The organism is Bacillus sp. 205(2023), assembly GCF_037027485.1.
GTDB lineage: Bacteria > Bacillota > Bacilli > Bacillales > Bacillaceae > Bacillus > Bacillus halotolerans.
In genome coordinates, this window is the sequence record NZ_JAXCHF010000003.1 from 17,746 (window position 1) to 41,422 (window position 23,677).

Sequence of the window (23,677 nt, forward strand, 5' to 3'; positions counted from 1 at the left end):
TTTATGAAATTTTATTGGTTAATCGGTACAGATGAAGCGTGAGATAAACCGCTTCCGCCTCATGAACTGGTTTCTTCAATGTTTGCTGCAAGATTTTAATCAATTTCCAAGCTGTATTGTAGCATAGCGGATATTCATTTTTCAATAACAACATTAATTTTTCTGGTTCTTTAGTCGGTTCCTCTTTTTTAATTCTTTCTATCGTAAATCTGATGTGCCGGATAAGCCGTAAATAGTTGACGCTTTCCTTATTTACTTTCATTTGAAACGAGTCTTCAATCACCTCGACAAGCTGCGCCATCAGCTGAGAATGCTTATTGACTTCAGACAGCGGGCGATTCGTCAGGGCTGAATGAATATGCAAGGCGATAAAACCGATCTCCCCTTCCGGAAGGCAGATACCTGCTTTTTCATTGATCATATCAATGACTTCTTTGGCAATCTGATATTCATCCGGATAAAGTGACTGCGTCTCCATTAAAAAAGGATTTTTCATATCAAAGCCCTGCTGCTGCCTTTTGATTGCAAATGCAATATGGTCAGTCAGTGCGATATGAATATGTTCATTTAGTGAGCGGTTTGTCCGATTGCTGATGTGGTATATGACATCGTTTGAAATATCAACGAGCTTTTCATCAACATAGTCGAGGAGCTTTTTAAACTGCTTCTGTTCCTTTTCGTCCTTTAAAATGAACATTTTATCGTACCCTTTATCTTCAATCACATCATCTTGTTTTTTTCCGAAACCAATTCCTTTTCCGATCAAAACTACTTCACTGTATTTATGATGAGAAGCAATTAATACGTTATTATTCAGTACCTTTTTCACTGTAAAGGACCCATTCACGATCCTCAGCTCCTTTGTCATTCAATACCTCATATCGTACATAACGAACGGAATGCGCGTCAAACCTTTTTTCATGCTTTCACTAAACAGTCGATCTTTCAATGAGACGGTAATCAAGAACTCTGCTTTCAATCGGCTGACCTTGAATCCTTTTTTCCAGCATGGCAAACGCCTGCTTGCCCATTTCCTTCGCTTGAATATCAATGGTTGATATCCCAAGTAATTGGCTGATTTCATGGTTATCAAAGCTTAAGATCGCAAGTTCATCCGGAACAGACACTTTCTGAGCTTTCGCTTCGAGTAAAAGCCCTGCCGATACCTGGTCATTCGCGACAAAAATAGCCGTCGGCCTTTCTCTCCAGTTGTTCCATTTATGAAAAAGCGCTTTTCCATCGTTCATTGTAATCGCTTTCTCAATCACCCATTCTTCATTGAATGTTTCTCCGATCTCTTCCAATGCTTCTTTATATGCTTTGATGCGAAAATGACTGTTCATGCCTTTTTTTCTCGCTAAGCAAATCGCTATTTTTTTGTGCCCTTTGGCGATTAAATAGTCGAGTCCGTCCCGGAAGGCAGCTTGATGAGGAATGCTGATTGTGGAAAACCCGCCCTTGTTTGAATTCTGACAAAGCAATATCGGCCCTTCCCACTCCTTGAGCTTGTCATCAGACAGCGCCTTCGAGCAAAAAATCAAACCGTCAACCTGGCGCTGTTTTAATTGGGACAGCGCAAAGATTTCTTTCTTCACGTCATAATTTGTCTGGAATAAAGAGAGGTGAATGCCTGATTCTGCGGCAGCGTCTGAGATTCCCGCCATCAGTTCCGCAAAATAAGGAAGGCCGATCGTCGGCATCACAACACCGATCATGTTTGAAAACCCCTTCGACAAATGAACAGCGTGGACATTTCTTGTGTACTCCAACACTTCCATTGCTTCAAGCACTCTTTTTCTTTTCTCTTCACTTACATAAGGATGATTGTTTATGACTCTGGAAACCGTCGTAACGGAGACACCGGCTTTGTCTGCAATGTCTTTAATATTAGCCATAAAATCCCTTCTTTCTGATTTCCCTTGATCTGGAATGCGTTTCATACAATACGATAAGAACGTACCGACAGATTAGATGTTTTTTTGCTGAAAGGAGAAGATATAAATGGGTTTCTTCATTTTAATTGGATTATGTCTGGCCGTTCTGGGCGGAAGCTGCCTGGCCGTAAGACCGCTCAATCAAAAACATGAAGTGAAACCATTTCGGACGTTTGATGATTTTTTTATTTAAAACAGATAAAAAAGGACGATGTCGAGAACAAAGTCCTTTTTTATCTCTGCCTGTTACGGCAATATCGTTAATTCCTTCGGATATTGAGTTAGCGCAACCGCCCCGTCTTTTGTTACATGAACGTCATCTTCAATGCGTACGCCGCCAACATCCGGCACATAAATGCCCGGTTCGATTGTGTAAACCATTCCTTCCTGCAGCAGCGTGTCATTCGCTTTGCTCATCGACGGGTACTCATGCACTGAAATGCCGAGACCATGGCCCAGCCGGTGAGGGAAATATTCTCCGTATCCGGCTTTTTCAATGATTCCGCGGGCAGTTAAGTCCAGATCTCCGATTCTCACGCCTGGTTTGCTTGCTTCTATCGCGGCTTTTTCCGCTTGGAGCACCGTCTCGTAAATTTCTTCCTGCTTCGGATTGATGGTTTTGTAAGCAAAGGTTCGCGTGATATCAGAGCAATAGCCGTCCATAATAACACCCAGGTCAAACAAGACAAAATCGCCTTTCTTTAATGTGGCTGTCCCCGGATTTCCGTGAGGCTGACCTGACTTTTTCCCGAATAACACCATTGTCGAGAAAGACATGCCCTGAATTCCTTTTTTCTTCAACTCATACTCAATCTGAGCGAGTACTTCCACCTCACTGATGCCTTCACGCAAAGCAGCTGTCCCGACTTCAACACCAAAATCGGCAAGCTTCGCCGCCTCTTTCAGCAATTTAATTTCATGCTCGTCTTTCATCAGACGAAACTGGTTAAGTGTTTCTTCTGCTGATACAAATTGAGCCCCTCCAGCTGAATGCTTCAGTTGTTCGGCACGCGAAAGCGAGATTGAATCCTTTTCTACGGCAAGCGTATGTATGCTGATATTTCGTTTTTTGAGTGCTTTTTCAATGAGCTCCCATGGATTTTCGTGATCGGCATAGCCAATAATTTCGTGATTCCATCCGGCATTTCGGGCCTGGTCTGCCTCCATTCCCGGACAAACGAAAAATGGCTCCTCCTCTTGAAAGATAAACAAACCCATTACACGTTCGTGCGGCTCTGTATAAAAACCGGTTAAGTAAAATACATTTTCTTTCGTATGAATAAATGCGGCAGTATGCCCCGCTTCCTTCAGCCATGAAGAGACGCGTTGTATTCTATTCATTTCTTGTTCCTCCCTGCCTTTTGCCATGCATTGTTCTTTATATATTGTAACAGGTTTTACGGGAGTTTGCCTTTCACGGCGACTTTCCGTTTTCCATCATTTTATTTCCTGCCGGTCATCTTGTATACTGAGAAGAGAGTTAAATCGCAGGGAGTTGTTCCGTTTGCTGATGAATTTTTTCAGACGTAAGGCAGTTGTTCTATTAACAGTTGCGGGAATTTCCGCTCCTTTTGTCGGTATGAAGCTGGTGGATTTTTATTATTACAGCTCTATCATAGGCTGTGCAGCCGGCTTCCTTTGCTGCATCCTGGCTCTCATCATTGTGATGAAAAGGCCGGATCAAGAGAAAAAACAAAGGAAGGTAAAACTTGATCCATAAAAAAACAGCAGCCCATTTGGACCGCTGTTTTTTATTTTAAAAGCCTTAAACCGTTTAGAATCACCAAGATCGTACTTCCTTCATGGCCTATAACGCCAAACGGCAATTCCATCACCTGTAAAAAGTTTGCGCAAATAAGCAGGCAAATGACCGCGAGAGAAAATACGATATTCTGCTTTACAATCCTGTTCATTTTCCGTGATAAACGGCACATTTTTACGAGTTTTTTCAAATCGTTTTGCATGAGCACCATATCAGCAGTTTCAAGGGCCACGTCTGTTCCGCCGCCCATTGCAATTCCGACATCCGCCGCTTTTAGTGCCGGCGCATCGTTGATTCCGTCTCCGACCATTGCAATCGTCCCGAATTCTTCTTTTAATCGTTTCACTTCATTTACTTTTTGGTCAGGCAGACATTCTGCTGCAACTGTTGTCATTCCCGCTTCCTTCGCTATCGCTTGAGCCGTGTCCTCGTGATCTCCCGTCAGCATGGCCGTTTTAATCCCCAGACGGCTCAGTTCATCCATGACTTCTTTTGCTTCAGGTCTGATTTGATCTTTCAAAGCGATACAGCCGGCAATTTGATCGTCCTTTTTCACAAACACTATGGTTTGGCCGTTTTGAATGATATTTGATGCAGATTGTTTCAAAAATTGTGCTGACAATTCTTCCCCAATAAATCCTGCCTTTCCGACTTTCCATTTGGCACCCGCCACTTCAGCCATTACACCAAAGCCTGACGTTTCTTCGATTGATATGTAGCCGGACTTGTTGATGCCGCGGCTTTCAGCGTAGCCGGCAATGGCTTGCGCGAGCGGATGGCTGGACTGCTTCTCAATCGCATAGACAGCTTCAAGCACTTCTGTTTCTTCATACCCTTCCGCCAGTCTGACCGTCTCAACCGCGGGCTGGCCTTTTGTTACAGTCCCCGTTTTGTCAAAAGCGATCATTTGCACAGAACCCAGCTGTTCAAGAAATACACTTCCTTTCACTAGCATGCCGTTACGGGCGCCATTTGAAATCAAGGACAGCGCTGCCGGCATGATGGACGCGACAAGTGCGCAAGGTGACGCCACCACCATAAATACCATCGCGCGATAAAAGGTTTCACTCCAGCTCCAGCCAAGTGCAAAGTGCGGAACAAACAACAGCAGCCCCACCACGATCAGAACGCCTTTTACATATGCATTTTCAAATCGTTCGATAAAAGCTTGCGCAGGTGACACACTGTTTTGCGCAGATTCCACCAACTTGATAATCTTTCGGAACAAAGAATCTTCACTTGCTTTTGTAACACGGACGGTCAAGGAGCCGTTTCGATTAACAGTTCCCGTATACACAGCGTCGCCGGTGTTTTTTTCTACGGGCATCGATTCGCCCGTTAACGCTGACTCGTCAAGGCTTGTAGAACCAGATTCAATGATTCCGTCAGCTGCCACCCGTTCTCCAGGTTTGATAACAATCGTATCACCAGCCTTTATATCTGCAACCGATACTCTTTTGGTTTCACCGTTTACAATCAGCGTTGCTTCTTCAGGTTCAAGCTTCATTAAAGAAGTTAAATCCCTGCTGCTTTTATTCATCGTGTATGTTTCTAAAGCTCCGCTTAAGGAAAAAATAAAGATTAAAACAGCACCCTCTGCCCAGTACCCAATCAACGCGGAACCCACGGCAGCGAAAATCATTAAAAGCTCAACATTCAGCGTTTTGGATTCGAGCGTTTCTTCGATTCCTTCTTTCGCTTTAGCAAATCCGCCGATGACAAAGGCCAGCAAATATAGCGTTACCGATAACAACTGATGTGAGGAAAGGAGCCAGCCTGCTAAAATAAGAGCACCTGACACAAGGGCTGCGATAAGTTCCGCATGCTGGGTCCAGCTTTTTTCTGGATGTTCTGTCTTTAATGGCTGATGCTGATCATGTTGAAGCATCACTTGTTCATTCATATCGAATTCTCCTCCCTAATTGAGAACGCAAATCATCTTCATTTCTCTTATAAAAAACAAAATCGCCGCCCAGAAGGCAGCTTCATCGTTGGTTATTTCATGATGTCTTTCTTAATTATAGCATGCAGAAAAAGAATTTCAATTATAATTATTTTAATTTCTTTTTGATAATAATTATCATTAACATCTGTTCACCTTTCATTATATGACAAAAAAGCTGAAAGGCTACGCTCTCAGCTTATTCTTTCGTCCATTCTTTCAATTGTTCAGCCGTCATCGGCCCCACTTTTATTTCTTCTATTTCACCCTTTTCATTCAGCAAAAACGAGGTGGGAATCGTTATAATATGATATTCCTTCATTAAATCCCCTTTTGTGTCGAGAACAATCGGAAAGGTCAGATGGTTTGCTTTGATAAAGTCTTCAACGACTTGCTGATTTTGTTCTGAATTCACTAAATTGACCGTTACCAGCTTCACACTGTCAGATCGATGAGCCTCGTAAAATGATTGGAACTGAGGAAGTTCCTTTTTGCAGGGCGGACACCATGAAGTCCAAAAATGCAGGATCGTTTTCTGTCCTTTATTTGGGATGGAGATATCCTCCCCTTCTATCGTTTTCATGAGGAAAACCGCAGGAACAGCAGGCTGTTTAGTGGCAGCCTGTGCCGATAGAGGCATCCATGAAATCATAGTAAATAAGATCAGGCAAATAGCGAGGGGCAAGCGTTTTGTCAACATGGAATCTTCCTTTCATGCTTTTCAAATAGCTTGCCCCGCTAGAGATTTATCATCCTTCAATCCGCGGCGTTCGGTTTCCTCCCGTCAGAAAAACAGATACACGCAGCGCTTTGCAAATCGTTGTATAGTGTAGGCTCGTCAGCAAAATCATACCTGTATTCATCCCAAGGATAATCCCGAGCATTTGCAGGTTTTCCATTGAACCCAGCACATACATCATACTCAGCGCAACGAGATGGCTCCACACGTTGTGATAAAAAGCTTCTTTGACAAAGCCCATCCCGATTAAACATGCCTGAAGGGGCATCACAAATAAATGAAAGAGAAAGTACGGCCACAAAAGCTGCAAATAATACTGTGCTTCAGGAGAGTGAAAAAACAGATGGGTCAGGGGCTCCGCAAACTGGAACATGATCCAGACAGCCGGTATACCATATCCCAACGTGATAAAGATCGACTGCTTCAGCCTTTTTAATACGATGTCATATTGTGAGAGAGAATAAGCTTCAGAAATACTGGGAATCATGACGACCATTAACGAATGGGCGATAAAAGCAGGAAACGACCCTATCGTCACAGCCACTCCGGCAAGCATGCCGTATTGATCGATGGCAGTTGTCCCGGCAACGCCCGCTGCCAAAAGCGCTCCTTTTACTAAAAAGGGCTCAATGGCGTTGACTACGGCGTGGAAAATGCGCAGTCCGGTTGTCGGAATCGATACGGCAAGCAGTCTTTTTCTAACATCTTTTCCGCGCAAATGGATATGCTGCTGAACCGATACCGCACGTCTCGCCAGGATAAACTGTGAATACAAGTAAACAAGCACGATCACATCGCTCACGACAAGGACAAACAGCGAAATCAGCACAGCCATGTCCAGCTCAAACGAGTACCATTGAAAGAAGATGAACAAGCACAACAGCTGAATGATTTTTTTCAGTACATTAGCGATTGCGATCTTCCCCATTTTTTGCACACCCATAAAGTAGCCTCTGGCAATTGACGTAAAGGCGACAATAGGAATCAAGCCGATGACAATTCCTTTGATAAACGGGTGATATGTATCAAACACCGGAATAAAAGGAAGCGCAATACTGGCGGCGGCGGTGGAAAAGGCTGTGAAAACAGCTGTCATTCGAAAGGCGTGTCTCAGCATGCTTTCATGGAGCTTTGGATTTGATTCAGCGATAAATTTAGAAATTGATATTGGCAGCTCTAAGCTTGCGATGACAATAATTAAAAAGATGGTAGGCAAAATACTCATGTAAAGCCCCATCCCGTGCTCGCCAAGCTCGCGCGCCAAAATCATATTCACGACAAATTCAAGGCATTCGGCGAAAAAGGCGGCAATGGATAAAAGAATAATCCCTTTTACAAATCGATTCATGATGTCTCTCCTTGTCTCTTGTACTACCAACATCATATGAGACAAGTTCAAAAATTATTTTATTTTTACTCTTTCTATAAAAAAAAGCACAGCTGAGACGAATGGTCTCTTCTATGCTTATATGGCAAAGACATGCCTGCCGATTTTTTCGATGATTTTCCTTGAGCGAATCCAGTCATCTGACGCCGTTTTCGGGTTATAAAAGTAAAGGGCTTCTGTTTCTCTGTCTTTAGATGACAACGCTTCTTCAACAGCCTCAATTGATTCTTTGTCTGGCTCTTGATTAATGCTTCCGTTTGCGACAGGTTCAAAGGCATTTTTCTGATAAATAACCCCTCTGATTGTATCGGGAAAGCCCTTCTTATCCGTCCTGTTCAGCACAACGCTTGCAACAGCGACCTTGCCTTCATAGGATTCGCCCTTCGCCTCTGCGTGAACGAGTCGGGAAAGTAATTCTTTTTCAGACTCAGAATAAGTTTCTTTCTTCTCATTCGTTTTCTCTGATTGTTCTTTTTCTTTCTTTTCAGTGTTCGCTGATAGCTTGATCGGCTTTATTTTTTTCTTGTCCTCATCAGCAGACAGTGAAGAGAAAGATGTGTCTGTGTCATGATTTATATGAGTAAGCAGCTTAGCTTCTTCATGTTTTGTCTTCTTTGTGTTCAGTAGTGAAGCTTGTGTATGTTCAATTTTCGAAGCAGGCATGAAACAAAGAAGAAAAACAGCTAGCGCAGTAAATTTTGTCGTCATACAGTTTCCTCCTTAAAGTGCTCAAAAAACACTTCATAACCTTAACAAGAGATCAAATCAATTTCACGGAAAAAGATTTTCCAACTCTCCCAAACAGGTATCAGGATGGAATATACCGGGTGACGCACTGATTAATGGCAAAAAAACAGCCTGATTTTCTATAAATCTTGTCATTTCAAAGCATATTTATCCATTTTTGTAATTTTACATTTTATTTACGCCTGTTACATCATTTGTAATAAAAGGCTGGCGTTCTGTCATATATGATAAAAAGGCTTCTCACTTATGAGAAACCTTTTAGCTTCTTGGCTTTTCTAAATATTGAAACACCACATCTCCGCCTTGCTGGGCAATGCCCCGGAAATGCTTAAAATCGTCCTGTTTCGATAAAACGGCCCTGAAATCAAGAAAGTGTTCTTTTTGGACTCTCAGTTCTTTTATTTCACCAGTACGAAGCTGTGCAATCTGTTCTGTTATGTCTTCGGGACGCAATCAAAACTCCCCCTTTTCAATCTTTAACGAAAATCAATATATCATTTTTCCTGCGCCAGGACAATTCCTTAGGACGATGAAACTCCTTATCGCTTTACTTCTCAATAAAAATACTGTTTAATACTTTCAAAAGGGATTATTATGTTTAAAGGAGAGGAAGCTTGTGAAAATCGCTAAGGTCGGAAACGTCATTGAATTTAAAAACGGATTAACTGGTGTTGTTGAAAAAGTTAATGAGAATTCTGTTATCGTAGATGTTACCATTATGGATAACTATCGGGATCTTGAGCTAGATTCACTGACTGTTGTTAATCATAAAAATTACAAGATCATCAGAGACTCCTATTAAATCCTCCTTCAACCACACGCATTCGCAAAAACTGCAAGACGAACAATTAAACACCTTACATATCAAATTAGCTTTCTCAAAAGCTGCCGACCGGCAGCTTTTTTACATAAAAAACACCGATTATGAATCGGCGTTCGTGTCTGTTTCCGTTATTTCGATATAAAATTCACTCACGGCTCCCGCTTCGTACAGGTTGGTCAATGACGTTGAATAATTTGTGATTTCACCCCGGAAGGCAAGATTTCGTTCCGGAACTTCGACGTTAAATGTCTTTTCATATAACAGCACAGCGATATCATGATAAGCCTCACTCGTAACGTGTAAGGTAAAGGCAATTTTCCGCTTCGGCTCGCTCTCTTCTTGATATGTTGACATTTCTAACGTGACATCGTTTAAACGCAATGTTTTCACTTTGTATCTCTCCTTATCAGTTCATGCATCTTAACATAACGCCGTTAACGTTTACAATGAATCTGTTCTGAGCATTATTTTAACCATTTCTTTAAAAAAAAGACGCCTTTACAAACATACGTTCGATATTTTATAATAAAACAGACGAGCTGCCATCCAGCATCCCGTCTTTTCATTAGAAGGTGGCGAGTGGCATCCCCCCCCGGATTCACTCGTCTTTTTTATGTATAAAATCCCCTGCATTCCGCAGGAGAAACTATATTAACGATTATTAACCGCCTCCGCTTATATATTTTTAAACACTCTATTCCAGACTGACGAATCTTCCTGTCCAAGACTCCAGCTGCCAAGACCTTTTAGGTTATATTTTTGAACGAGTTTTATTTTTGCTCTGAGTGACTGTTCATTTTCGAACCATAATGTATATGTTCCTGGAGGTAATAGATCCTTCTTATCGTGTATGATCGTAAAAACAGCTTTTGGAGATTGACTCTTTATGTCAAAAATAATTGTACCGTTATGCCTTTTTACTAATGAGGTAACAAGGTAAAGTGAAATGGCTTGTGAGTTAGATTGGTCTTGCATCCAGCAACGGCCATAGAAAGGCAATCCTAAAACCAGTTTTTCGGGAGAGATTTTTTGGGCTAGAGCATATTGAATGGACTTTTCCACCCATCCCACACTTGCAGTAGGCCCAGCAAGTTGGCTTTCATCATAGGCCATAACCATTAGATAGTCCGCATGTTTAGCTAAATTCTCATAATCATATAATCCGTGCCAGCCCTTCGTCCAGCCAAAAGGATTTGCTGCCACTGCAACTGATACCTCTTTGTGACTAGGAATACCTTTTCTTACTAATCTAACGAAATCCGTAAATGCCTGCCGATCTTTCTCTGTAAGGTTTTCTATATCGATATTGACCCCGTCTAGATTCAGTTCTTCTATCGCATTAGAAATTTGTTTAGCCAAAACCACTCGTTTTTTTAACGCAACTCGACCCAAATCCTGATTCCAATGATTGCTTAAAAAAGGAACTACTTTTAATTTTCTTCTATGAAGAGCTTTAATCACATCAGGATTAGCTGAACGGAGAAGTAGTGATCCATTTTTTCTGATATAGAAAAAGTCAGGAGACACGACTTTTAATACTCCGTTCGTTTGATCAACGTGATGAATAATATCATAACCTAATCCAGAATAGAAATAGCTCATTTGAAACATCTCATAACCCCTTCATTCTCAGAGATATCAAGTTTTAACAATATTCATAAGTTGTTGTACCGGAATATTAAAGGATTTTGAAATCGTCCATAATGTATCGCCGGATTCCACACAATATACTTCATATGTCACGGGAAATTCCATATAACGAGGCGTTCTTTTCACTTCTGTTTTGGTTTTTTTCCGTTCATTCATATTACTCTCCTTTAGAAAAATTTATTTTTCACATCTCTAGACCGTTTCTTTCTAATCTTAATGATTTGTCCCGCATATATCTGATCTGATTTGAAATGATTTAGCTCCATGATTTGCTGAAGGGAAACTTTATACTTTATGGCGATTTTCGTTAATGTTTCACCGGGAGCAACATGATGGATCACGTAATTTTCTTTGAGAACATCAACATAATGAATGGTTTCCTCTAGGTTTCTTAAGATTCCTCTGCTTTTTAGCACCTCAAGCATTCTCTCAGCTCTATGCCGATAGGAATCATCCTTTACAGCCTTTTTACCGTTTATCCGAATCTTCTTTCTCTCGCTATCATGATTCAAATAGTATTTAACCTTTTCAAATGTTTCTTTTGGGGAAGATGAAACGATGAGATCGCGGCCAGGTTTGAATTTACCTCGAACTGCTGGTGTATCCGATGTCAATAAAACCCCTCCGGAACCAAGAATCTCATAGGTGCGCTGCGTAAGCTGACTTTCACAGTTTTGCAAACCGAGAATGATTTTTGCTGAACTGTAAACTTTATATGCTTCAGTATAATCAAGGTATCCATGAATCCAATTCCGGGGAATTTCTCTTCCTATATGTTTGCTCATTTTCTCCCAATTTTTCCCCCAAAAATCAATGCGAATACCATTTTGTATGAGAGGACGAATAAGCGTTTTTAAAGAGGACGAGCGGAACACTTCCGGATGTTCTTCAAGAAAATTAGGGTAAGCATTAGCCACCACCGCTATATCACAGCTATATTTGTTCAATGGTTTAATCTGATGATGTATACTTTCGTGATATGCAAAGTCTAAATGAGCCGCTTTTATCCCCATCCTTTCATAAGTTTTACACAGAGAAGGTGTAACGGTGAAAACAAAATCCGGTTTCATCTTTTTAATTAACGGGATAGTAAAGTTTTGAGTATGCAGCGGGTCTTCAGTTGCCCAATAAACGAGGGGGATCTTCACCTTTTTAGTAGCATTGCGGATCCAGGCTTGCTTTTCCCTTGAATGCTCTGGTGTCCAACCCATAGATACGATTAGATCTGGTTTGAATTCTTCTATCATTTCAGTAACATTTTCCCGACTTACAGGGCCCGAAATCATTACGGTATGGCCTGCTTCACTAAACCCATTCGGTAAACCATAGAGCCACATAGGATGACTCTCGAGAAAAAGAATTTTCACACATGTTCGTCCTCTCTTTCACTTTTTAATGTCTACTTATTGGTATGTATTTGTTATATAACTTGTGACGGTACTAGTCTATACAAAACGTTCAGATGTGAGATGACGTAATAGCTTCCTGAAAAATTACATTCGAAGAGAACGAAAAATAATCGTTTCTCTCGTCGACACGAAAAAATATAACAGAAGCTGAAAAATACTTTCGGTATTGCCGGATACGCCATCCATATATAATGAGAAATAAAAATTATAATCATCATTTAATAGCTTGTGCGGATGCCCCACAGAAAAGAAAGCGATCTACAAAATACTTTCCTTTGATTTCGCTAGTCTTTCTGCCAAAAAACTTACGTTAATATATTGTTTTTTGCATAAAAGAAAAAGACGTACACATTTGTACGTCTTAAATTACCTCTGCAATATCAACTTTTCACTGCATAAAAGTCACGCTAGGTCACACTTTTATTGGACTTAGTGTGGGTTCTCATTAACGATTATCAATCGTCTCCGGATACAAGTCATGATTCATCATGCGGTACTCGGCCATTTTCTCGTACTTCGTGCCAGGTTTTCCGTAGTTTGTGTACGGATCAATGGAAATTCCGCCTCTTGGCGTGAATTTGCCCCATACTTCAATGTAGCGTGGGTCCATTAATTCAATCAAGTCATTCATGATGATGTTCATGCAGTCTTCGTGGAAGTCTCCATGGTTTCTGAAGCTGAACAAGTACAGTTTTAGTGATTTGCTCTCCACCATTTTTTCATCAGGAATATAGCTGATGTAAATTGTTGCAAAGTCAGGCTGCCCTGTTTTCGGACATAAAGATGTAAATTCAGGGCAGTTGAATTTTACAAAGTAATCACGGTTTACATGTTTATTCGGGAAGGATTCGAGCACGTCCGGCGCATATTCGAATAAATAGTTTGTTCCTTGGTTGCCAAGCAGTGTTACACCTTCTAATTCTGATTCTTTTCTTGTCGTCATGTTTATCTTCCTTTCTATTAAACTCCTCGTTTGTTGCCCCATAACAGGGTATGCAGCTGCGGAAGCACTCTGACAAGATTCAGCTCCGCATCGGCAGCTACCTGATCAACTAGCGCTTCATATTTTCCAAGCAAATGTGCAATGAGTGATTTGTCGTCTGCCGTATGCACATCATCATTACCGACTTGCAGATAAAACGGTATCCCCGGGTAGCGTTTGTGTACAGTTTTGGCAAACTCGAGATCTTCATCATTAAAAATGACAACCTTCAAGCTGACAGCATGCTGTCTGTTATTCTCTTTCAGTGATGTCAAAATGTGATCCAGCTTATCAAAGTTCGTCACCATTTTCGAGCTTGGCGGTTTTGGTGAAATCGTCAGATCATCGATCAGTGTAAACCAATCCTGATAGACTGTCCCCTGTGTCTCGAGAGCTGCACGGATATTGTTTTCCTTCAGCAGTTCTATCAAAGCATCCAGCTGTTTTAACAGCGCCGGGTTTCCGCCGGAGATTGTTACGTGGGAAAACGCGTCTCCCCCAATCTCCTTAAGCTCTGAAAAAATCTCCTCGGCTGTCATCCAGCGAATATCTTTTTTAGCAGATCCGTCCCAAGTGAAGGCGGAGTCACACCAGCTGCAGGAGTAATCACAGCCGGCCGTGCGGACAAACATTGTCTTCTGTCCGATCACCATGCCTTCTCCTTGAATCGTCGGGCCGAAAATTTCTAATACAGGAATTCCTTTAGCCATTCAAACCACCCTTTTTTGGACGGTATACACAATAACTGGTCGGTGTTTCACGGACAAACACCTGCACACAGCTTGGTTTATTCTCAAGTGTGTTTAAATAAGCCTGCACTTTGTCATAGATCGTTTTCGCCACGACTTCAGTTGTCGGCAGTGAATACCGGTCTTCCTTAGAAAATTCTTCATGATCATTTAAAAGCGTATGGTCATAGGAGCCGTGAACCAGCTTTTTGAGCACACTGAAATTCACGAGAAAGCCGGAATTGTCAAGCTCATCACCGGCAACGGTAATATTTACGGTATACGTATGCCCGTGAACCCTGCTGCACGCTCCCGCACTTTCACGCGGAATAAAATGAGCAGCAGAAATTTGCATGTCCTTATTCAATTCAAATGAATATGGATGCTGGACCTGTGGATATATTTGAGATAACAATTTATGCCCGCTCTCCTTTCATCGCCATATATTCTTCATAGCCTCTGGAGCGAAGATGACATGCCGGACATTCGCCGCAGCCGTCTGCGATGATGCCGTTATAGCATGTAAGCGTGTTGTTTTTCACAAAATCAAGCGCGCCAAGCTCATCTGCAAGCTTCCACGTTTCCGCCTTATTCAGCCACATGAGCGGTGTATGAATCACAAATGGCTTCTCCATGGCCAGGTTAACCGTCACATTGCAAGATTTAACGAATTCGTCACGGCAGTCAGGATAGCCGCTGAAATCCGTTTCGCAAACGCCCGTGATAATATGGCGGGCGCCAATTTGGTACGCCAGAATAGACGCAAAAGATAAGAACACTAAGTTACGGCCTGGAACAAATGTTGATGGCAGCTCGCCGTCTTTTGCTTCAATTTCTATATCATTTCTCGTCAGGGCATTAGGCGCAAGCTGGTTCAAAAGTGACATATCAAGCAAATGATTTTTCACGCCAAGCTTATCCGCAATCCCCTTCGCCACCTCAACTTCCTGCGAATGACGCTGATTATAATGAAATGTTACAGTTTCCACCTCTTCAAATTCCTTTAACGCCCACAGTAAACATGTGGTACTGTCTTGGCCGCCGCTGAACACGACTATTGCTTTTTCCTTTTTCATGATTCCTCTCCTTCTCCGCTATAAAAATCTCGGCGAGAGACATCGCTACAACTGTTAAATATAAAAAAACACCTTTTCGGAAAGGTGCTCTAGAAAAACATAAAAAAGGCCGTATCCAAGGATACAGCACGTCCTTAGTTTTTTATAGAGGGTGTAGCTAGAACCTCTCCCGCATATCGAACGGATTTTCTTCAATTTTTCACTTCTGCTATCTTACCATAATGTTGTTTTTCTTGACAATAAAAAAGATAGCCGAAAAGCCTGTCTCATGTTTTCCGCCTTGATCCTTTTACACAGCGAAAATACCTAATTAAGATCCGTTTCGGGCTGGCGCGGGGTCTAACATAAACATTTGCTTCATTATTATATATGCTTCAATATTGTGATTACAAACTGCGCCGGGGGAGCTTTTTACAGACCAAAGCGCCTATGAAAGCCAAGCTCACATAGCCAAACAGTGGGTAAATGGTTGAAATGAGCTTGCCGTAGCCGATTTGACTCGTGATATAAGCCGTAATCATTATGGCCGCAAAAATATATTTACTTTTTATAGGAAGAAAGCTCTTCACTTGTTTTTCCAGCCCATAAAGGTTTCCGATCACCGATGTGAACACTTCACCGAATATAATCAACAAATAAATCAAATGTACAGATCGCGCGAAGAGGTAAACCACTTGAGCCATCGGAATATCGTACAAAAATACATCCGGGAGCATCGACAAAGACAAAAAACTTGCGGAAAGCACAATTGTCAGCATTGTACCGCCGATGAAAGCGCCTTTTTTTATCACCTGTTCCGAAGACATTTCATTCGCCAGCGGCACCAAAACAGCCTGGGCAAGCGATAAATTCAAGGCTCCGTACGACACTGCTGATAATAGCCAGTCCCATCGATGCGGCCACACCCACTGAGCTGTATTCCGCGTCTCACTGAAAATAAATGAATCGGCCACCACAATCATAGAAAAGATAATCAAAAGCGGTACAACAAACACATTCACACCGAAAATGCCTTTTACTCCTCTTGTCATCACAATCAAACTTAATCCAATTGTGATCAGCATTCCAACCTGAGCGGACATCCCAAGCTGTTCCTCAAAAAGCGCCCCTGCCCCCGACAGCATGACAGAAGTGACACCGAGAAGAACGAACAGCATAAAGACATTGATAATCCGTCCGGCAGCCGCCCCGAACAAGTATATATTCATTTCCTGATAGGACTTGGCATTGATTCGCTTTGAAATGATCATCAGCTTTGCGCCTAAAAACGTGAACATCCCGCCGCTTATAATAATACCAAGCAATCCGAACCAGCCGAACTTCAGAAAAAACTCAACAATTTCCCTGCCAGTTGCAAATCCCGCTCCGACTACTGTGCCTACATACACAAAAGCGAGCTGATGTGCAGACCCTTTTGATTGTTCCATTTCTCCCCTCCGAACCAACCGCAGTATTGTCCTTTTAGCCTTTTTATAGCCTATGAGACAAGTTCCTTGAAAAGACGAACAAAACATGTTTTACTGTGTAAACAATTCAAAAATATTTTTGAGCAAAAGCCTTGAAAGTCAAAAAAGGTCAGAGTATACTATTAATCAAAGAAGGTCAAACCAGCCGTCTTTTTATATTATTTCATTGGTCAAAGTTAGTCAAAAACAAGACTGCTTTGAGCAAATGGTTTTGAAAGCCAGTGAATCTGGCGTATACTAATAGTCAAAGAAGGTCAAATAAGTCGGCCTTTTTTTCTAAACCGATTGGTCAAAGATGATCAAATTTTATAAGGAGGTTTTGGCAAATGCGTTGTCAACACTGTCATCAAAACGAGGCGACGATTCGCCTTAACATGCAAATAAATTCCGTTCATAAACAAATGGTTTTATGTGAAACTTGCTATCACGAACTGACCCGTAAACCTTCAATGAGCATGGGTCCTCAATCTTTCGGTTTTCCGTTTGAACAAGCATTCCAGCCGAAAGAACAAAGCGCAGCTAAGCAAAGCGAGAAAAAAGGATTGCTTGATGAACTGGCGCAAAATATTACAAACGGCGCAAAAGCCGGTCTGATTGATCCCGTCATCGGCCGTGATGAAGAAGTTGCGCGTGTGATCGAGATTCTTAACCGCCGCAACAAAAACAATCCGGTTCTGATTGGAGAGCCTGGTGTAGGGAAAACAGCAATTGCAGAAGGGCTCGCTTTAAAAATCGCTGAAGGCGATGTTCCAAATAAATTGAAAAACAAAGAGCTTTACTTGCTTGATGTCGCATCCCTTGTTGCAAACACTGGCATCAGAGGTCAATTTGAAGAAAGAATGAAACAGCTGATCACTGAGCTGAAAGAGCGCAAAAATGTCATTCTTTTCATTGATGAAATTCACCTTCTCGTTGGGGCAGGCTCTGCAGAAGGCTCAATGGATGCAGGTAACATTCTCAAACCCGCTCTTGCCAGAGGCGAGCTGCAGGTTATCGGAGCGACAACACTGAAAGAATACCGCCAAATTGAAAAAGATGCTGCGCTGGAAAGACGTTTTCAGCCTGTCATGGTGCAGGAGCCTACAATTGAACAAGCGATCACCATTCTGCAAGGAATTAAAGACAAATACGAAGCATACCATGGCGTGACATTCAGCGATGAAGCACTGAAAGCCTGTGTCACTTTATCATCACGCTACATTCAGGACAGACATCTGCCGGACAAAGCGATTGATTTATTAGACGAAGCTGGATCTAAAGCCAACCTGTTAATTGATGATTTGAATGATGAAGATGCAGCTGAACGGCTGACTGCAATTGAAGCAGAAAAAACAAAAGCGCTGGAAGAAGAGAATTACGAATTGGCAGCAAAACTCCGTGATGAAGAAATCGCACTGGAGAAAAAACTGAACAGCTCTTCTTCACATTCCGCCGTCACAGTGAAAGCTGAGCACATTCAGGATATCGTCGAACAAAAAACAGGCATTCCTGTGGGGAAACTGCAGGCAGATGAGCAAACAAAAATGAAAGAGCTTGAAGCAAAGCTTCACGAACGCGTCATCGGACAAGAAGCGGCTGTTCAAAAAGTGGCAAAAGCGGTCAGACGCAGCCGCGCCGGCTTAAAATCAAAAAACAGACCAGTCGGCTCCTTCCTCTTTGTCGGACCAACCGGCGTAGGGAAAACAGAGCTTTCTAAAACCCTGGCGGATGAATTATTCGGTACGAAAGATGCCATTATCCGCCTCGATATGAGTGAATACATGGAGAAACATGCCGTATCTAAAATCATTGGTTCGCCGCCTGGATACGTCGGCCATAAGGAAGCTGGACAATTAACGGAAAAAGTGCGCCGCAATCCATACAGCATCGTGCTGCTTGATGAGATTGAAAAAGCGCACCCAGATGTTCAGCATATGTTCCTGCAAATTATGGAGGACGGCCGCTTAACGGACAGCCAAGGCAGAACTGTAAGCTTTAAAGACACCGTCATCATAATGACAAGCAATGCAGGCACTGGTGAAAAACAAACGAAAGTCGGTTTCCAATCAGAAGACAGCGTGATTGAAGAACAAACATTAATTGATTCACTCAGCATGTTCTTTAAACCTGAGTTTCTCAACCGATTTGACAGCATCATCGAATTCCGTTCCCTTGAAAAAGAGCATCTGGTCAAAATCGTCAGCCTTCTTCTTGGAGAATTGGAAGAAACATTGGCAGAACGCGGTATCAGCTTGAGTGTTTCAGATGAAGCGAAAGAAAAAATCGCTGAGCTGGGTTACCATCCTTCATTCGGTGCGCGCCCGCTCAGAAGAACGATCCAGGAATGGGTTGAGGACGAAATGACTGATCTGCTGCTTGACAATAACGAGATTGCAAGTTTTCACGTCACAGTAGAAAATGATAACATCAAAGTTCAGGCAAAATAAAAATCAGCGGCTTCCTTTTCAGGGAAGCCGCTTTTTATGTGAAATCCTTCTCTCGTCCGAGAACATGTCATTCCATCCCCTGAAGCGCTCATCTTCTTCTTTCTTTACACTTTTCATAAAGAGGGATGGAACATGATGAATATTTATTTCTATTGTTATACGAAAGCACTTTAGAGAATCAGATACGCACGTTAAAACCCGCGGCCTTTCCCCTGCTGAAAAGCCCGCGTTTGTTTATTTCTCCCTTCTATGTATCTTCCTTGAATATTTCATGAACAATTTCACAATGTCCCTAAAGTTCCAGACACTGATACCGATATTAACCATAGACAAGCTAGTAAAAAAGGATTTGGTGAAAATTATGGATAAAACTTCGATTATCGGTATTATTCTTGCTTTTGTTGCATTGAGTGTGGGAATGGTTCTGAAAGGCGTCAGTTTCGCCGCTCTTGCAAATCCCGCTGCCATTTTAATTATCATCGCCGGAACGATATCAGCGGTAGTCATTGCGTTCCCAACGAAAGAAATCAAAAAAGTGCCTGTGCTGTTCCGTGTGCTATTTAAAGAAAACAAACAGCTGACAATAGAAGAACTCATTCCTATGTTCTCTGAATGGGCTCAGCTTGCACGCCGTGAAGGCCTGCTGGCTTTGGAAGCAAGTATTGAAAATGTAGATGACGCGTTTCTGAAAAACGGTCTCAGCATGGCTGTTGACGGGCAAAGCGCAGAATTTATCAGAGATATCATGACTGAAGAAGTTGAAGCGATGGAGGAAAGACACCAGGCCGGAGCCGCTATTTTTACACAGGCGGGAACTTACGCGCCGACACTTGGGGTGCTCGGTGCTGTTATCGGACTGATCGCCGCGCTTTCTCATATGGACAATACAGATGAGCTTGGTCACGCCATCAGTGCAGCCTTTGTAGCCACCCTTCTCGGTATCTTTACGGGATATGTATTATGGCATCCTTTTGCAAACAAATTAAAACGCAAGTCAAAACAGGAAGTCAAGCTCCGTGAAATTATGATTGAAGGCGTCCTGTCCGTTTTAGAAGGACAGGCACCGAAAGTGATCGAGCAGAAACTTTTAATGTACCTTCCTGCGAAGGACCGTTTGAAATTTGCAGAACGTGAAGGAGAGGCGCAAAATGGCGAGAAAAAAGAAGAAGAAGCATGAGGACGAGCACGTTGATGAATCATGGCTGGTTCCTTACGCCGATATCCTTACCCTTCTCCTAGCATTGTTTATTGTGCTGTACGCGAGCAGCTCGATTGACGCAGCTAAATTTCAAATGCTTTCAAAATCATTTAATGAAGTCTTTACAGGCGGGACCGGCGTATTGGATTATTCCAGCGTCACCCCCCCTAAAAATGAGTCAGACGGAATCGACGAAGTGGAAAAGGAAAAAGAAGAGAAAAAGGAAAACAAGAAAGAAAAGGAAAAAGCAGCTGATCAAGAAGAACTTAAAAGTGTGCAGAGCCAGGTGGAAAAGTTCATTAAAAATAAAAAGCTGGAGCATCAGCTGGAAACAAAGATGACTAAGGAAGGCCTGCTGATCACGATTAAAGACAGCATCTTCTTTGATTCAGGAAAAGCGACCATCCGCCAGGAAGACATTCCGCTTGCAAAAGAGATTTCAAACCTTCTTGTGATTAATCCGCCGAGAAACATCATTATCAGCGGACATACAGACAATATGCCGATTAGAAATTCAGAATTTCAGTCAAACTGGCATTTAAGTGTGATGAGAGCCGTAAACTTCATGGGGCTTCTGATTGAGAACCCTAAGCTTGATGCCAAAGTGTTCAGTGCCAAAGGCTATGGTGAGTATAAACCGGTGGCCTCCAACAAAACTGCGGAAGGCCGAAGCAAAAACAGGCGGGTTGAAGTTCTCATTTTGCCAAGAGGCGCAGCAGAAACAAATGAAAAATAGTAAAAAAGGAAGCCTGATCTATCACAAGGCTTCCTTTTTTTACTTATTATGAAACTGTTTTGCGTTTAATCCTACTCTTTTTAACATTTCAGTGCACATTTCAACTTCTTCTTCGCTTAATACGCTGATCATTTCATCAATTTCAGCTGCATGATCAGGGAAAATATCATCCAAAAGACTGATGCCTTTTTCGGTAATTTGTGCAAATGTTACTCGTCTGTCTGTAGGCGACGCTTTCCGAATAAGGAGCTCTTTTTGCTCAAGCTTATCTACGACGTAGGTGATGCTCCCGCTAGCCAAGAGTATTTTATCCCCTATCTGCTGCAGCGGCTGATCACCTTTATGATATAACAGCTCCAGCACAGCAAATTCAGTAGGATTCAGTCCATGCTTATGAATATGCTTATTCATATGATCATTAATAGACCGATACGCGCGTGACAGCACGATAAATAACTTCAGTGATTTTTCTGTCATGTCTCAATCATCCTTTTAGAAACCGTTACAGAGAAACATTAATAAACAAATACCGAAATGTCAATAAAAATCTTTCCAATATTTCTCTTCTTTTTTATTATTCATGTGAACAACATATTTTTCTTAATTATTTTGGTTATTTTTTCTTATTAAACAAGAAGAAACAATGATATAATACCTCTAATCAGGTGTATGTTGGAGCGATGCAAATTGAAAATACTAAAAGGCGCCTGCGGGAGAATTAAGCTTTATATTGCACTAGTAGTGATTCCGGCACTCGTCATAAGCTTTTTCGTCTATGAAAAGGAAAAAGAAACAATAGCTGCAGAACATAAGCAAGAAGCCAGTGTTATGCTGAACCTTCACCGCAACAAAATAAATTATTTAATCGGGGAAACAAAAGCGAGAATGACGTCCTTGTCTATCGCTATCGACAGACCGATAGATATGAATAAAATGAAAACTGTTTTGGAAAAAACGTTTGATTCCGAACCAAGGTTTTCCGGTCTTTATTTTCTCAATGCCAAAGGAGATGTCACTGCCAGCGCAACAGAATTAAAAACTAAAGTCAATCTGGCCGACAGATCCTTTTTTACAAAAGCGAAAAAAACAAAAAAGACTGTCATTACAGACAGCTATTCAAGCAGGATCACAGGCCAGCCGATTTTTACAATTTGTGTTCCCGTGCTGGATGAAAAGAAAAATGTCACAGATTATCTTGTGGCAGCTATACAAATTGACTATCTGCAAAACCTGATTAACTTGCTGAGCCCTGATGTCTATATTGAGGTTGTGAACGAAAATAACAAAATGATTTTCTCAAGCGGACAGGCTTCTTACGCAAGAGATCAAAAACCTGTCAGCGGTTATCTTGATGATATCAGCTGGAATATGAAAGTATATCCGAATCCTGTCACAATAGAGGAGCTGAGTAAAAGCCTTGTGCTCCCTCTTTCCTGTATTATAGTTTTGCTGAATATTCTTTTTATTCTTGTACTTTATTATTTGCTGAAGCGGCGGACCCAGCTGGAGCGCACGGAAAATGAGCAGCAAAAATTAGAGCTGATCGGAACGCTTGCTGCCAGCACGGCTCACGAAATCCGCAATCCGCTCACCGGCATAAGCGGTTTTATTCAGCTGCTGCAAAAGAAATATAAAGGTGAAGAAGACCAGCTTTATTTTTCAATTATCGATCAGGAGATTAAACGTATCAACCAAATTGTGAGTGAGTTTTTAGTTCTCGGAAAACCGACAGCTGAGAAATGGGAGCTTAACTCGCTTCAGGATATTATCGGAGAAATTATGCCGATCATCTATTCTGAAGGAAATTTATATAATGTGGAGGTAGAGTTAAAATTTTTAACTGATAAACCTCTAAAAGTAAAATGTACAAAAGATCATATTAAACAAGTCATTTTGAATGTTGCGAAAAATGGCCTTGAGTCTATGCCGGAAGGCGGCAAACTCACAATTTCCTTAGGAGCAGTTGATAAAAAGGCCATTATAAAAGTGATGGATAACGGTGAAGGGATATCACAGGAAATGCTGGATCATATCTTTCTTCCATTTGTCACTTCTAAAGAAAAAGGAACCGGCCTCGGGCTTGTCGTATGTAAACGGATCGTGCTGATGTACGGAGGTTCCATTCATATAGAAAGTGAAGTACGAAGAGGAACCGAGGTTACCATTACCCTCCCCGTCTCCTCTTCCTAGCCCCCTGACAGTCTCAGGAGGGCTTATTTATTTTCGTGAACGGGTATTTTCATTCTCCTTGCTTACTGCTCCTCCTGAAAAGAAGAATCGGATCAAACGCAAAAGCATTTTCAAAAGCAAAAAGATGAAAAAGAACACCAAAAAGCCTTTTAACCCTTCCGTTGCATCTAAAAACTCCATATTTCCCCGTCCGGTCACTTTTTGCTGAATCTCAATTGCAAATACGATAACAATGATGATCGTTATGGTATAGATAAAGGACAAAGCCGTCAAGCTCCATTTAGAAAGCCATGTAAATACAGCGTGAGTGACAGCGAAAAAGAAGATGCCAAATATTCCAATTACCCAAAAATGCATTTCTTTGTCGGTTAATTGAATGCCAAGCATCCCGCATATCGAAATAAAAGCATCATGAAATTGGTTTATCATTTCAGTAATGACTACCGCCAGTTCTTTCATCAGTTCCCTCTTTCGTATGAAAT

General features: G+C 41.8%; 26 protein-coding genes and 1 riboswitch. Of the genes, 7 read left to right on the forward strand and 19 right to left on the reverse strand.

Translation table 11 applies throughout. The annotated features are described in order from the left end of the window. Nucleotide 1: 1 nt before the first annotated feature. Complete coding sequence (gene glcT / locus WA325_RS10365) at nucleotides 2-868, reverse strand: glucose PTS transporter transcription antiterminator GlcT (protein WP_038954190.1); 867 nt, start codon at nucleotides 866-868, stop codon at nucleotides 2-4. 61 nt (nucleotides 869-929) lie between these two features. Next, nucleotides 930-1,895 (reverse strand): LacI family DNA-binding transcriptional regulator, encoded by a 966-nt coding sequence (locus WA325_RS10370; RefSeq protein WP_101865214.1) that lies wholly within the window; start codon nucleotides 1,893-1,895, stop codon nucleotides 930-932. A 106-nt stretch (nucleotides 1,896-2,001) separates the two neighbouring features. Here WA325_RS10370 and WA325_RS10375 point away from each other — a divergent pair, with 106 nt between their 5' ends. Next, nucleotides 2,002-2,127, forward strand: a complete 126-nt coding sequence (locus WA325_RS10375; RefSeq protein ID WP_010334030.1) for a hypothetical protein — start codon at nucleotides 2,002-2,004, stop codon at nucleotides 2,125-2,127. Between the two features lie 53 nt (nucleotides 2,128-2,180). Here WA325_RS10375 and papB read toward each other — a convergent pair whose 3' ends face one another. Further along, nucleotides 2,181-3,275: a di/tri-peptidase gene (gene papB, locus WA325_RS10380; protein WP_227598142.1), complete on the reverse strand. Its 1,095-nt coding sequence runs from the start codon at nucleotides 3,273-3,275 to the stop codon at nucleotides 2,181-2,183. A gap of 163 nt (nucleotides 3,276-3,438) precedes the next feature. On the opposite strand from papB, the gene WA325_RS10385 reads away from it, so the two are divergent. Continuing rightward, complete coding sequence (locus tag WA325_RS10385) at nucleotides 3,439-3,654, forward strand: hypothetical protein (RefSeq protein WP_044156111.1); 216 nt, start codon at nucleotides 3,439-3,441, stop codon at nucleotides 3,652-3,654. 31 nt (nucleotides 3,655-3,685) lie between these two features. Here the strand turns inward: WA325_RS10385 and WA325_RS10390 are convergent, their stop codons facing one another. From WA325_RS10390 to WA325_RS10410, 5 genes are all read right to left on the reverse strand, one after another. After that, the gene (locus WA325_RS10390; RefSeq protein ID WP_336183585.1) at nucleotides 3,686-5,599 is read right to left on the reverse strand and encodes a heavy metal translocating P-type ATPase; all 1,914 of its coding nucleotides are present in this window, start codon (nucleotides 5,597-5,599) and stop codon (nucleotides 3,686-3,688) included. Between the two features lie 238 nt (nucleotides 5,600-5,837). After that, complete coding sequence (gene stoA, locus WA325_RS10395; protein ID WP_336183586.1) at nucleotides 5,838-6,338, reverse strand: endospore biogenesis thiol-disulfide oxidoreductase StoA; 501 nt, start codon at nucleotides 6,336-6,338, stop codon at nucleotides 5,838-5,840. 49 nt (nucleotides 6,339-6,387) lie between these two features. Further along, entirely contained in the window at nucleotides 6,388-7,725 is a 1,338-nt protein-coding gene (gene ykvU, locus WA325_RS10400; protein ID WP_024121188.1) for a sporulation protein YkvU, read from the reverse strand. A gap of 117 nt (nucleotides 7,726-7,842) precedes the next feature. Continuing rightward, nucleotides 7,843-8,472 (reverse strand): cell wall hydrolase, encoded by a 630-nt coding sequence (locus WA325_RS10405; RefSeq protein ID WP_105955539.1) that lies wholly within the window; start codon nucleotides 8,470-8,472, stop codon nucleotides 7,843-7,845. Nucleotides 8,473-8,769: 297 nt separating this feature from the next. Continuing rightward, the gene (locus WA325_RS10410; RefSeq protein ID WP_105990718.1) at nucleotides 8,770-8,964 is read right to left on the reverse strand and encodes a hypothetical protein; all 195 of its coding nucleotides are present in this window, start codon (nucleotides 8,962-8,964) and stop codon (nucleotides 8,770-8,772) included. A gap of 163 nt (nucleotides 8,965-9,127) precedes the next feature. Here WA325_RS10410 and WA325_RS10415 point away from each other — a divergent pair, with 163 nt between their 5' ends. Next, nucleotides 9,128-9,313, forward strand: coding sequence for a YkvS family protein (locus WA325_RS10415; protein WP_003232446.1), 186 nt, complete (start codon nucleotides 9,128-9,130; stop codon nucleotides 9,311-9,313). 120 nt (nucleotides 9,314-9,433) lie between these two features. On the opposite strand, the gene WA325_RS10420 is transcribed toward WA325_RS10415, so the two are convergent. The 9 genes from WA325_RS10420 to WA325_RS10460 all read right to left on the reverse strand — a co-directional run bounded on the left by WA325_RS10420 (nucleotide 9,434) and on the right by WA325_RS10460 (nucleotide 16,606). After that, nucleotides 9,434-9,724, reverse strand: coding sequence for a DUF3219 family protein (locus WA325_RS10420; RefSeq protein ID WP_105955537.1), 291 nt, complete (start codon nucleotides 9,722-9,724; stop codon nucleotides 9,434-9,436). A gap of 285 nt (nucleotides 9,725-10,009) precedes the next feature. Then, complete coding sequence (locus tag WA325_RS10425) at nucleotides 10,010-10,945, reverse strand: glycosyl hydrolase family 18 protein (RefSeq protein ID WP_336183587.1); 936 nt, start codon at nucleotides 10,943-10,945, stop codon at nucleotides 10,010-10,012. Nucleotides 10,946-10,972: 27 nt separating this feature from the next. Then, nucleotides 10,973-11,140 (reverse strand): LysM peptidoglycan-binding domain-containing protein, encoded by a 168-nt coding sequence (locus WA325_RS10430; protein WP_105955535.1) that lies wholly within the window; start codon nucleotides 11,138-11,140, stop codon nucleotides 10,973-10,975. A gap of 11 nt (nucleotides 11,141-11,151) precedes the next feature. Continuing rightward, nucleotides 11,152-12,351: a glycosyltransferase family protein gene (locus WA325_RS10435; protein WP_336183588.1), complete on the reverse strand. Its 1,200-nt coding sequence runs from the start codon at nucleotides 12,349-12,351 to the stop codon at nucleotides 11,152-11,154. 487 nt (nucleotides 12,352-12,838) lie between these two features. Beyond that, nucleotides 12,839-13,336: a preQ(1) synthase gene (gene queF, locus WA325_RS10440; RefSeq protein ID WP_003218613.1), complete on the reverse strand. Its 498-nt coding sequence runs from the start codon at nucleotides 13,334-13,336 to the stop codon at nucleotides 12,839-12,841. A 17-nt stretch (nucleotides 13,337-13,353) separates the two neighbouring features. Next, the gene (gene queE, locus WA325_RS10445; protein ID WP_024121182.1) at nucleotides 13,354-14,085 is read right to left on the reverse strand and encodes a 7-carboxy-7-deazaguanine synthase QueE; all 732 of its coding nucleotides are present in this window, start codon (nucleotides 14,083-14,085) and stop codon (nucleotides 13,354-13,356) included. Beyond that, nucleotides 14,078-14,518 carry a 6-carboxytetrahydropterin synthase QueD gene (queD, locus tag WA325_RS10450; protein ID WP_101860649.1) on the reverse strand — a complete coding sequence of 147 codons (441 nt, stop codon included), beginning with the start codon at nucleotides 14,516-14,518 and terminating at the stop codon, nucleotides 14,078-14,080. Before queD ends, queE begins: the two co-directional genes overlap by 8 nt. A 1-nt stretch (nucleotide 14,519) precedes the next feature. Then, nucleotides 14,520-15,179: a 7-cyano-7-deazaguanine synthase QueC gene (queC, locus tag WA325_RS10455; RefSeq protein WP_024121180.1), complete on the reverse strand. Its 660-nt coding sequence runs from the start codon at nucleotides 15,177-15,179 to the stop codon at nucleotides 14,520-14,522. A gap of 128 nt (nucleotides 15,180-15,307) precedes the next feature. Further along, a riboswitch (PreQ1 riboswitch) is annotated at nucleotides 15,308-15,352 on the reverse strand. A gap of 213 nt (nucleotides 15,353-15,565) precedes the next feature. Further along, on the reverse strand, nucleotides 15,566-16,606 hold the full coding sequence (locus tag WA325_RS10460) for a YkvI family membrane protein (protein WP_101860648.1): 1,041 nt from the start codon (nucleotides 16,604-16,606) through the stop codon (nucleotides 15,566-15,568). Nucleotides 16,607-16,971: 365 nt separating this feature from the next. Between WA325_RS10460 and clpE the strand changes: the two genes are divergently transcribed. The 3 genes from clpE to motB all read left to right on the forward strand — a co-directional run bounded on the left by clpE (nucleotide 16,972) and on the right by motB (nucleotide 21,005). Next, complete coding sequence (clpE, locus tag WA325_RS10465; RefSeq protein WP_336183589.1) at nucleotides 16,972-19,071, forward strand: ATP-dependent protease ATP-binding subunit ClpE; 2,100 nt, start codon at nucleotides 16,972-16,974, stop codon at nucleotides 19,069-19,071. A 361-nt stretch (nucleotides 19,072-19,432) separates the two neighbouring features. Beyond that, complete coding sequence (gene motA / locus WA325_RS10470; RefSeq protein ID WP_024121174.1) at nucleotides 19,433-20,248, forward strand: flagellar motor stator protein MotA; 816 nt, start codon at nucleotides 19,433-19,435, stop codon at nucleotides 20,246-20,248. Continuing rightward, the gene (motB, locus tag WA325_RS10475; protein WP_202853745.1) at nucleotides 20,220-21,005 is read left to right on the forward strand and encodes a flagellar motor protein MotB; all 786 of its coding nucleotides are present in this window, start codon (nucleotides 20,220-20,222) and stop codon (nucleotides 21,003-21,005) included. The genes motA and motB overlap by 29 nt, the downstream gene beginning before the upstream one ends. Before the next feature lie 39 nt (nucleotides 21,006-21,044). Here motB and mhqR read toward each other — a convergent pair whose 3' ends face one another. Beyond that, on the reverse strand, nucleotides 21,045-21,482 hold the full coding sequence (gene mhqR, locus WA325_RS10480; protein WP_024121172.1) for a MarR family transcriptional regulator MhqR: 438 nt from the start codon (nucleotides 21,480-21,482) through the stop codon (nucleotides 21,045-21,047). Between the two features lie 192 nt (nucleotides 21,483-21,674). On the opposite strand from mhqR, the gene WA325_RS10485 reads away from it, so the two are divergent. Next, on the forward strand, nucleotides 21,675-23,195 hold the full coding sequence (locus WA325_RS10485) for a PAS domain-containing sensor histidine kinase (protein ID WP_105955529.1): 1,521 nt from the start codon (nucleotides 21,675-21,677) through the stop codon (nucleotides 23,193-23,195). A 27-nt stretch (nucleotides 23,196-23,222) separates the two neighbouring features. Here WA325_RS10485 and WA325_RS10490 read toward each other — a convergent pair whose 3' ends face one another. Then, on the reverse strand, nucleotides 23,223-23,654 hold the full coding sequence (locus WA325_RS10490) for a hypothetical protein (RefSeq protein ID WP_188323702.1): 432 nt from the start codon (nucleotides 23,652-23,654) through the stop codon (nucleotides 23,223-23,225). Nucleotides 23,655-23,677 lie beyond the last annotated feature (23 nt).

Bases quoted from the DNA above. Each gene is read 5' to 3' on its own strand.
- glcT (WP_038954190.1), bottom strand. From the start codon at position 868: ATGACAAAGGAGCTGAGGATCGTGAATGGGTCCTTTACAGTGAAAAAG.
- WA325_RS10370 (WP_101865214.1), bottom strand. From the start codon at position 1,895: ATGGCTAATATTAAAGACATTGCAGACAAAGCCGGTGTCTCCGTTACG.
- WA325_RS10375 (WP_010334030.1), top strand. From the start codon at position 2,002: ATGGGTTTCTTCATTTTAATTGGATTATGTCTGGCCGTTCTGGGCGGA.
- papB (WP_227598142.1), bottom strand. From the start codon at position 3,275: ATGAATAGAATACAACGCGTCTCTTCATGGCTGAAGGAAGCGGGGCAT.
- WA325_RS10390 (WP_336183585.1), bottom strand. From the start codon at position 5,599: ATGAATGAACAAGTGATGCTTCAACATGATCAGCATCAGCCATTAAAG.
- stoA (WP_336183586.1), bottom strand. From the start codon at position 6,338: ATGTTGACAAAACGCTTGCCCCTCGCTATTTGCCTGATCTTATTTACT.
- ykvU (WP_024121188.1), bottom strand. From the start codon at position 7,725: ATGAATCGATTTGTAAAAGGGATTATTCTTTTATCCATTGCCGCCTTT.
- WA325_RS10405 (WP_105955539.1), bottom strand. From the start codon at position 8,472: ATGACGACAAAATTTACTGCGCTAGCTGTTTTTCTTCTTTGTTTCATG.
- WA325_RS10425 (WP_336183587.1), bottom strand. From the start codon at position 10,945: ATGTTTCAAATGAGCTATTTCTATTCTGGATTAGGTTATGATATTATT.
- WA325_RS10430 (WP_105955535.1), bottom strand. From the start codon at position 11,140: ATGAATGAACGGAAAAAAACCAAAACAGAAGTGAAAAGAACGCCTCGT.
- queF (WP_003218613.1), bottom strand. From the start codon at position 13,336: ATGACGACAAGAAAAGAATCAGAATTAGAAGGTGTAACACTGCTTGGC.
- queE (WP_024121182.1), bottom strand. From the start codon at position 14,085: ATGGCTAAAGGAATTCCTGTATTAGAAATTTTCGGCCCGACGATTCAA.
- queC (WP_024121180.1), bottom strand. From the start codon at position 15,179: ATGAAAAAGGAAAAAGCAATAGTCGTGTTCAGCGGCGGCCAAGACAGT.
- WA325_RS10460 (WP_101860648.1), bottom strand. From the start codon at position 16,606: ATGGAACAATCAAAAGGGTCTGCACATCAGCTCGCTTTTGTGTATGTA.
- clpE (WP_336183589.1), top strand. From the start codon at position 16,972: ATGCGTTGTCAACACTGTCATCAAAACGAGGCGACGATTCGCCTTAAC.
- motA (WP_024121174.1), top strand. From the start codon at position 19,433: ATGGATAAAACTTCGATTATCGGTATTATTCTTGCTTTTGTTGCATTG.
- motB (WP_202853745.1), top strand. From the start codon at position 20,220: ATGGCGAGAAAAAAGAAGAAGAAGCATGAGGACGAGCACGTTGATGAA.
- mhqR (WP_024121172.1), bottom strand. From the start codon at position 21,482: ATGACAGAAAAATCACTGAAGTTATTTATCGTGCTGTCACGCGCGTAT.
- WA325_RS10485 (WP_105955529.1), top strand. From the start codon at position 21,675: ATGTTGGAGCGATGCAAATTGAAAATACTAAAAGGCGCCTGCGGGAGA.
- WA325_RS10490 (WP_188323702.1), bottom strand. From the start codon at position 23,654: ATGAAAGAACTGGCGGTAGTCATTACTGAAATGATAAACCAATTTCAT.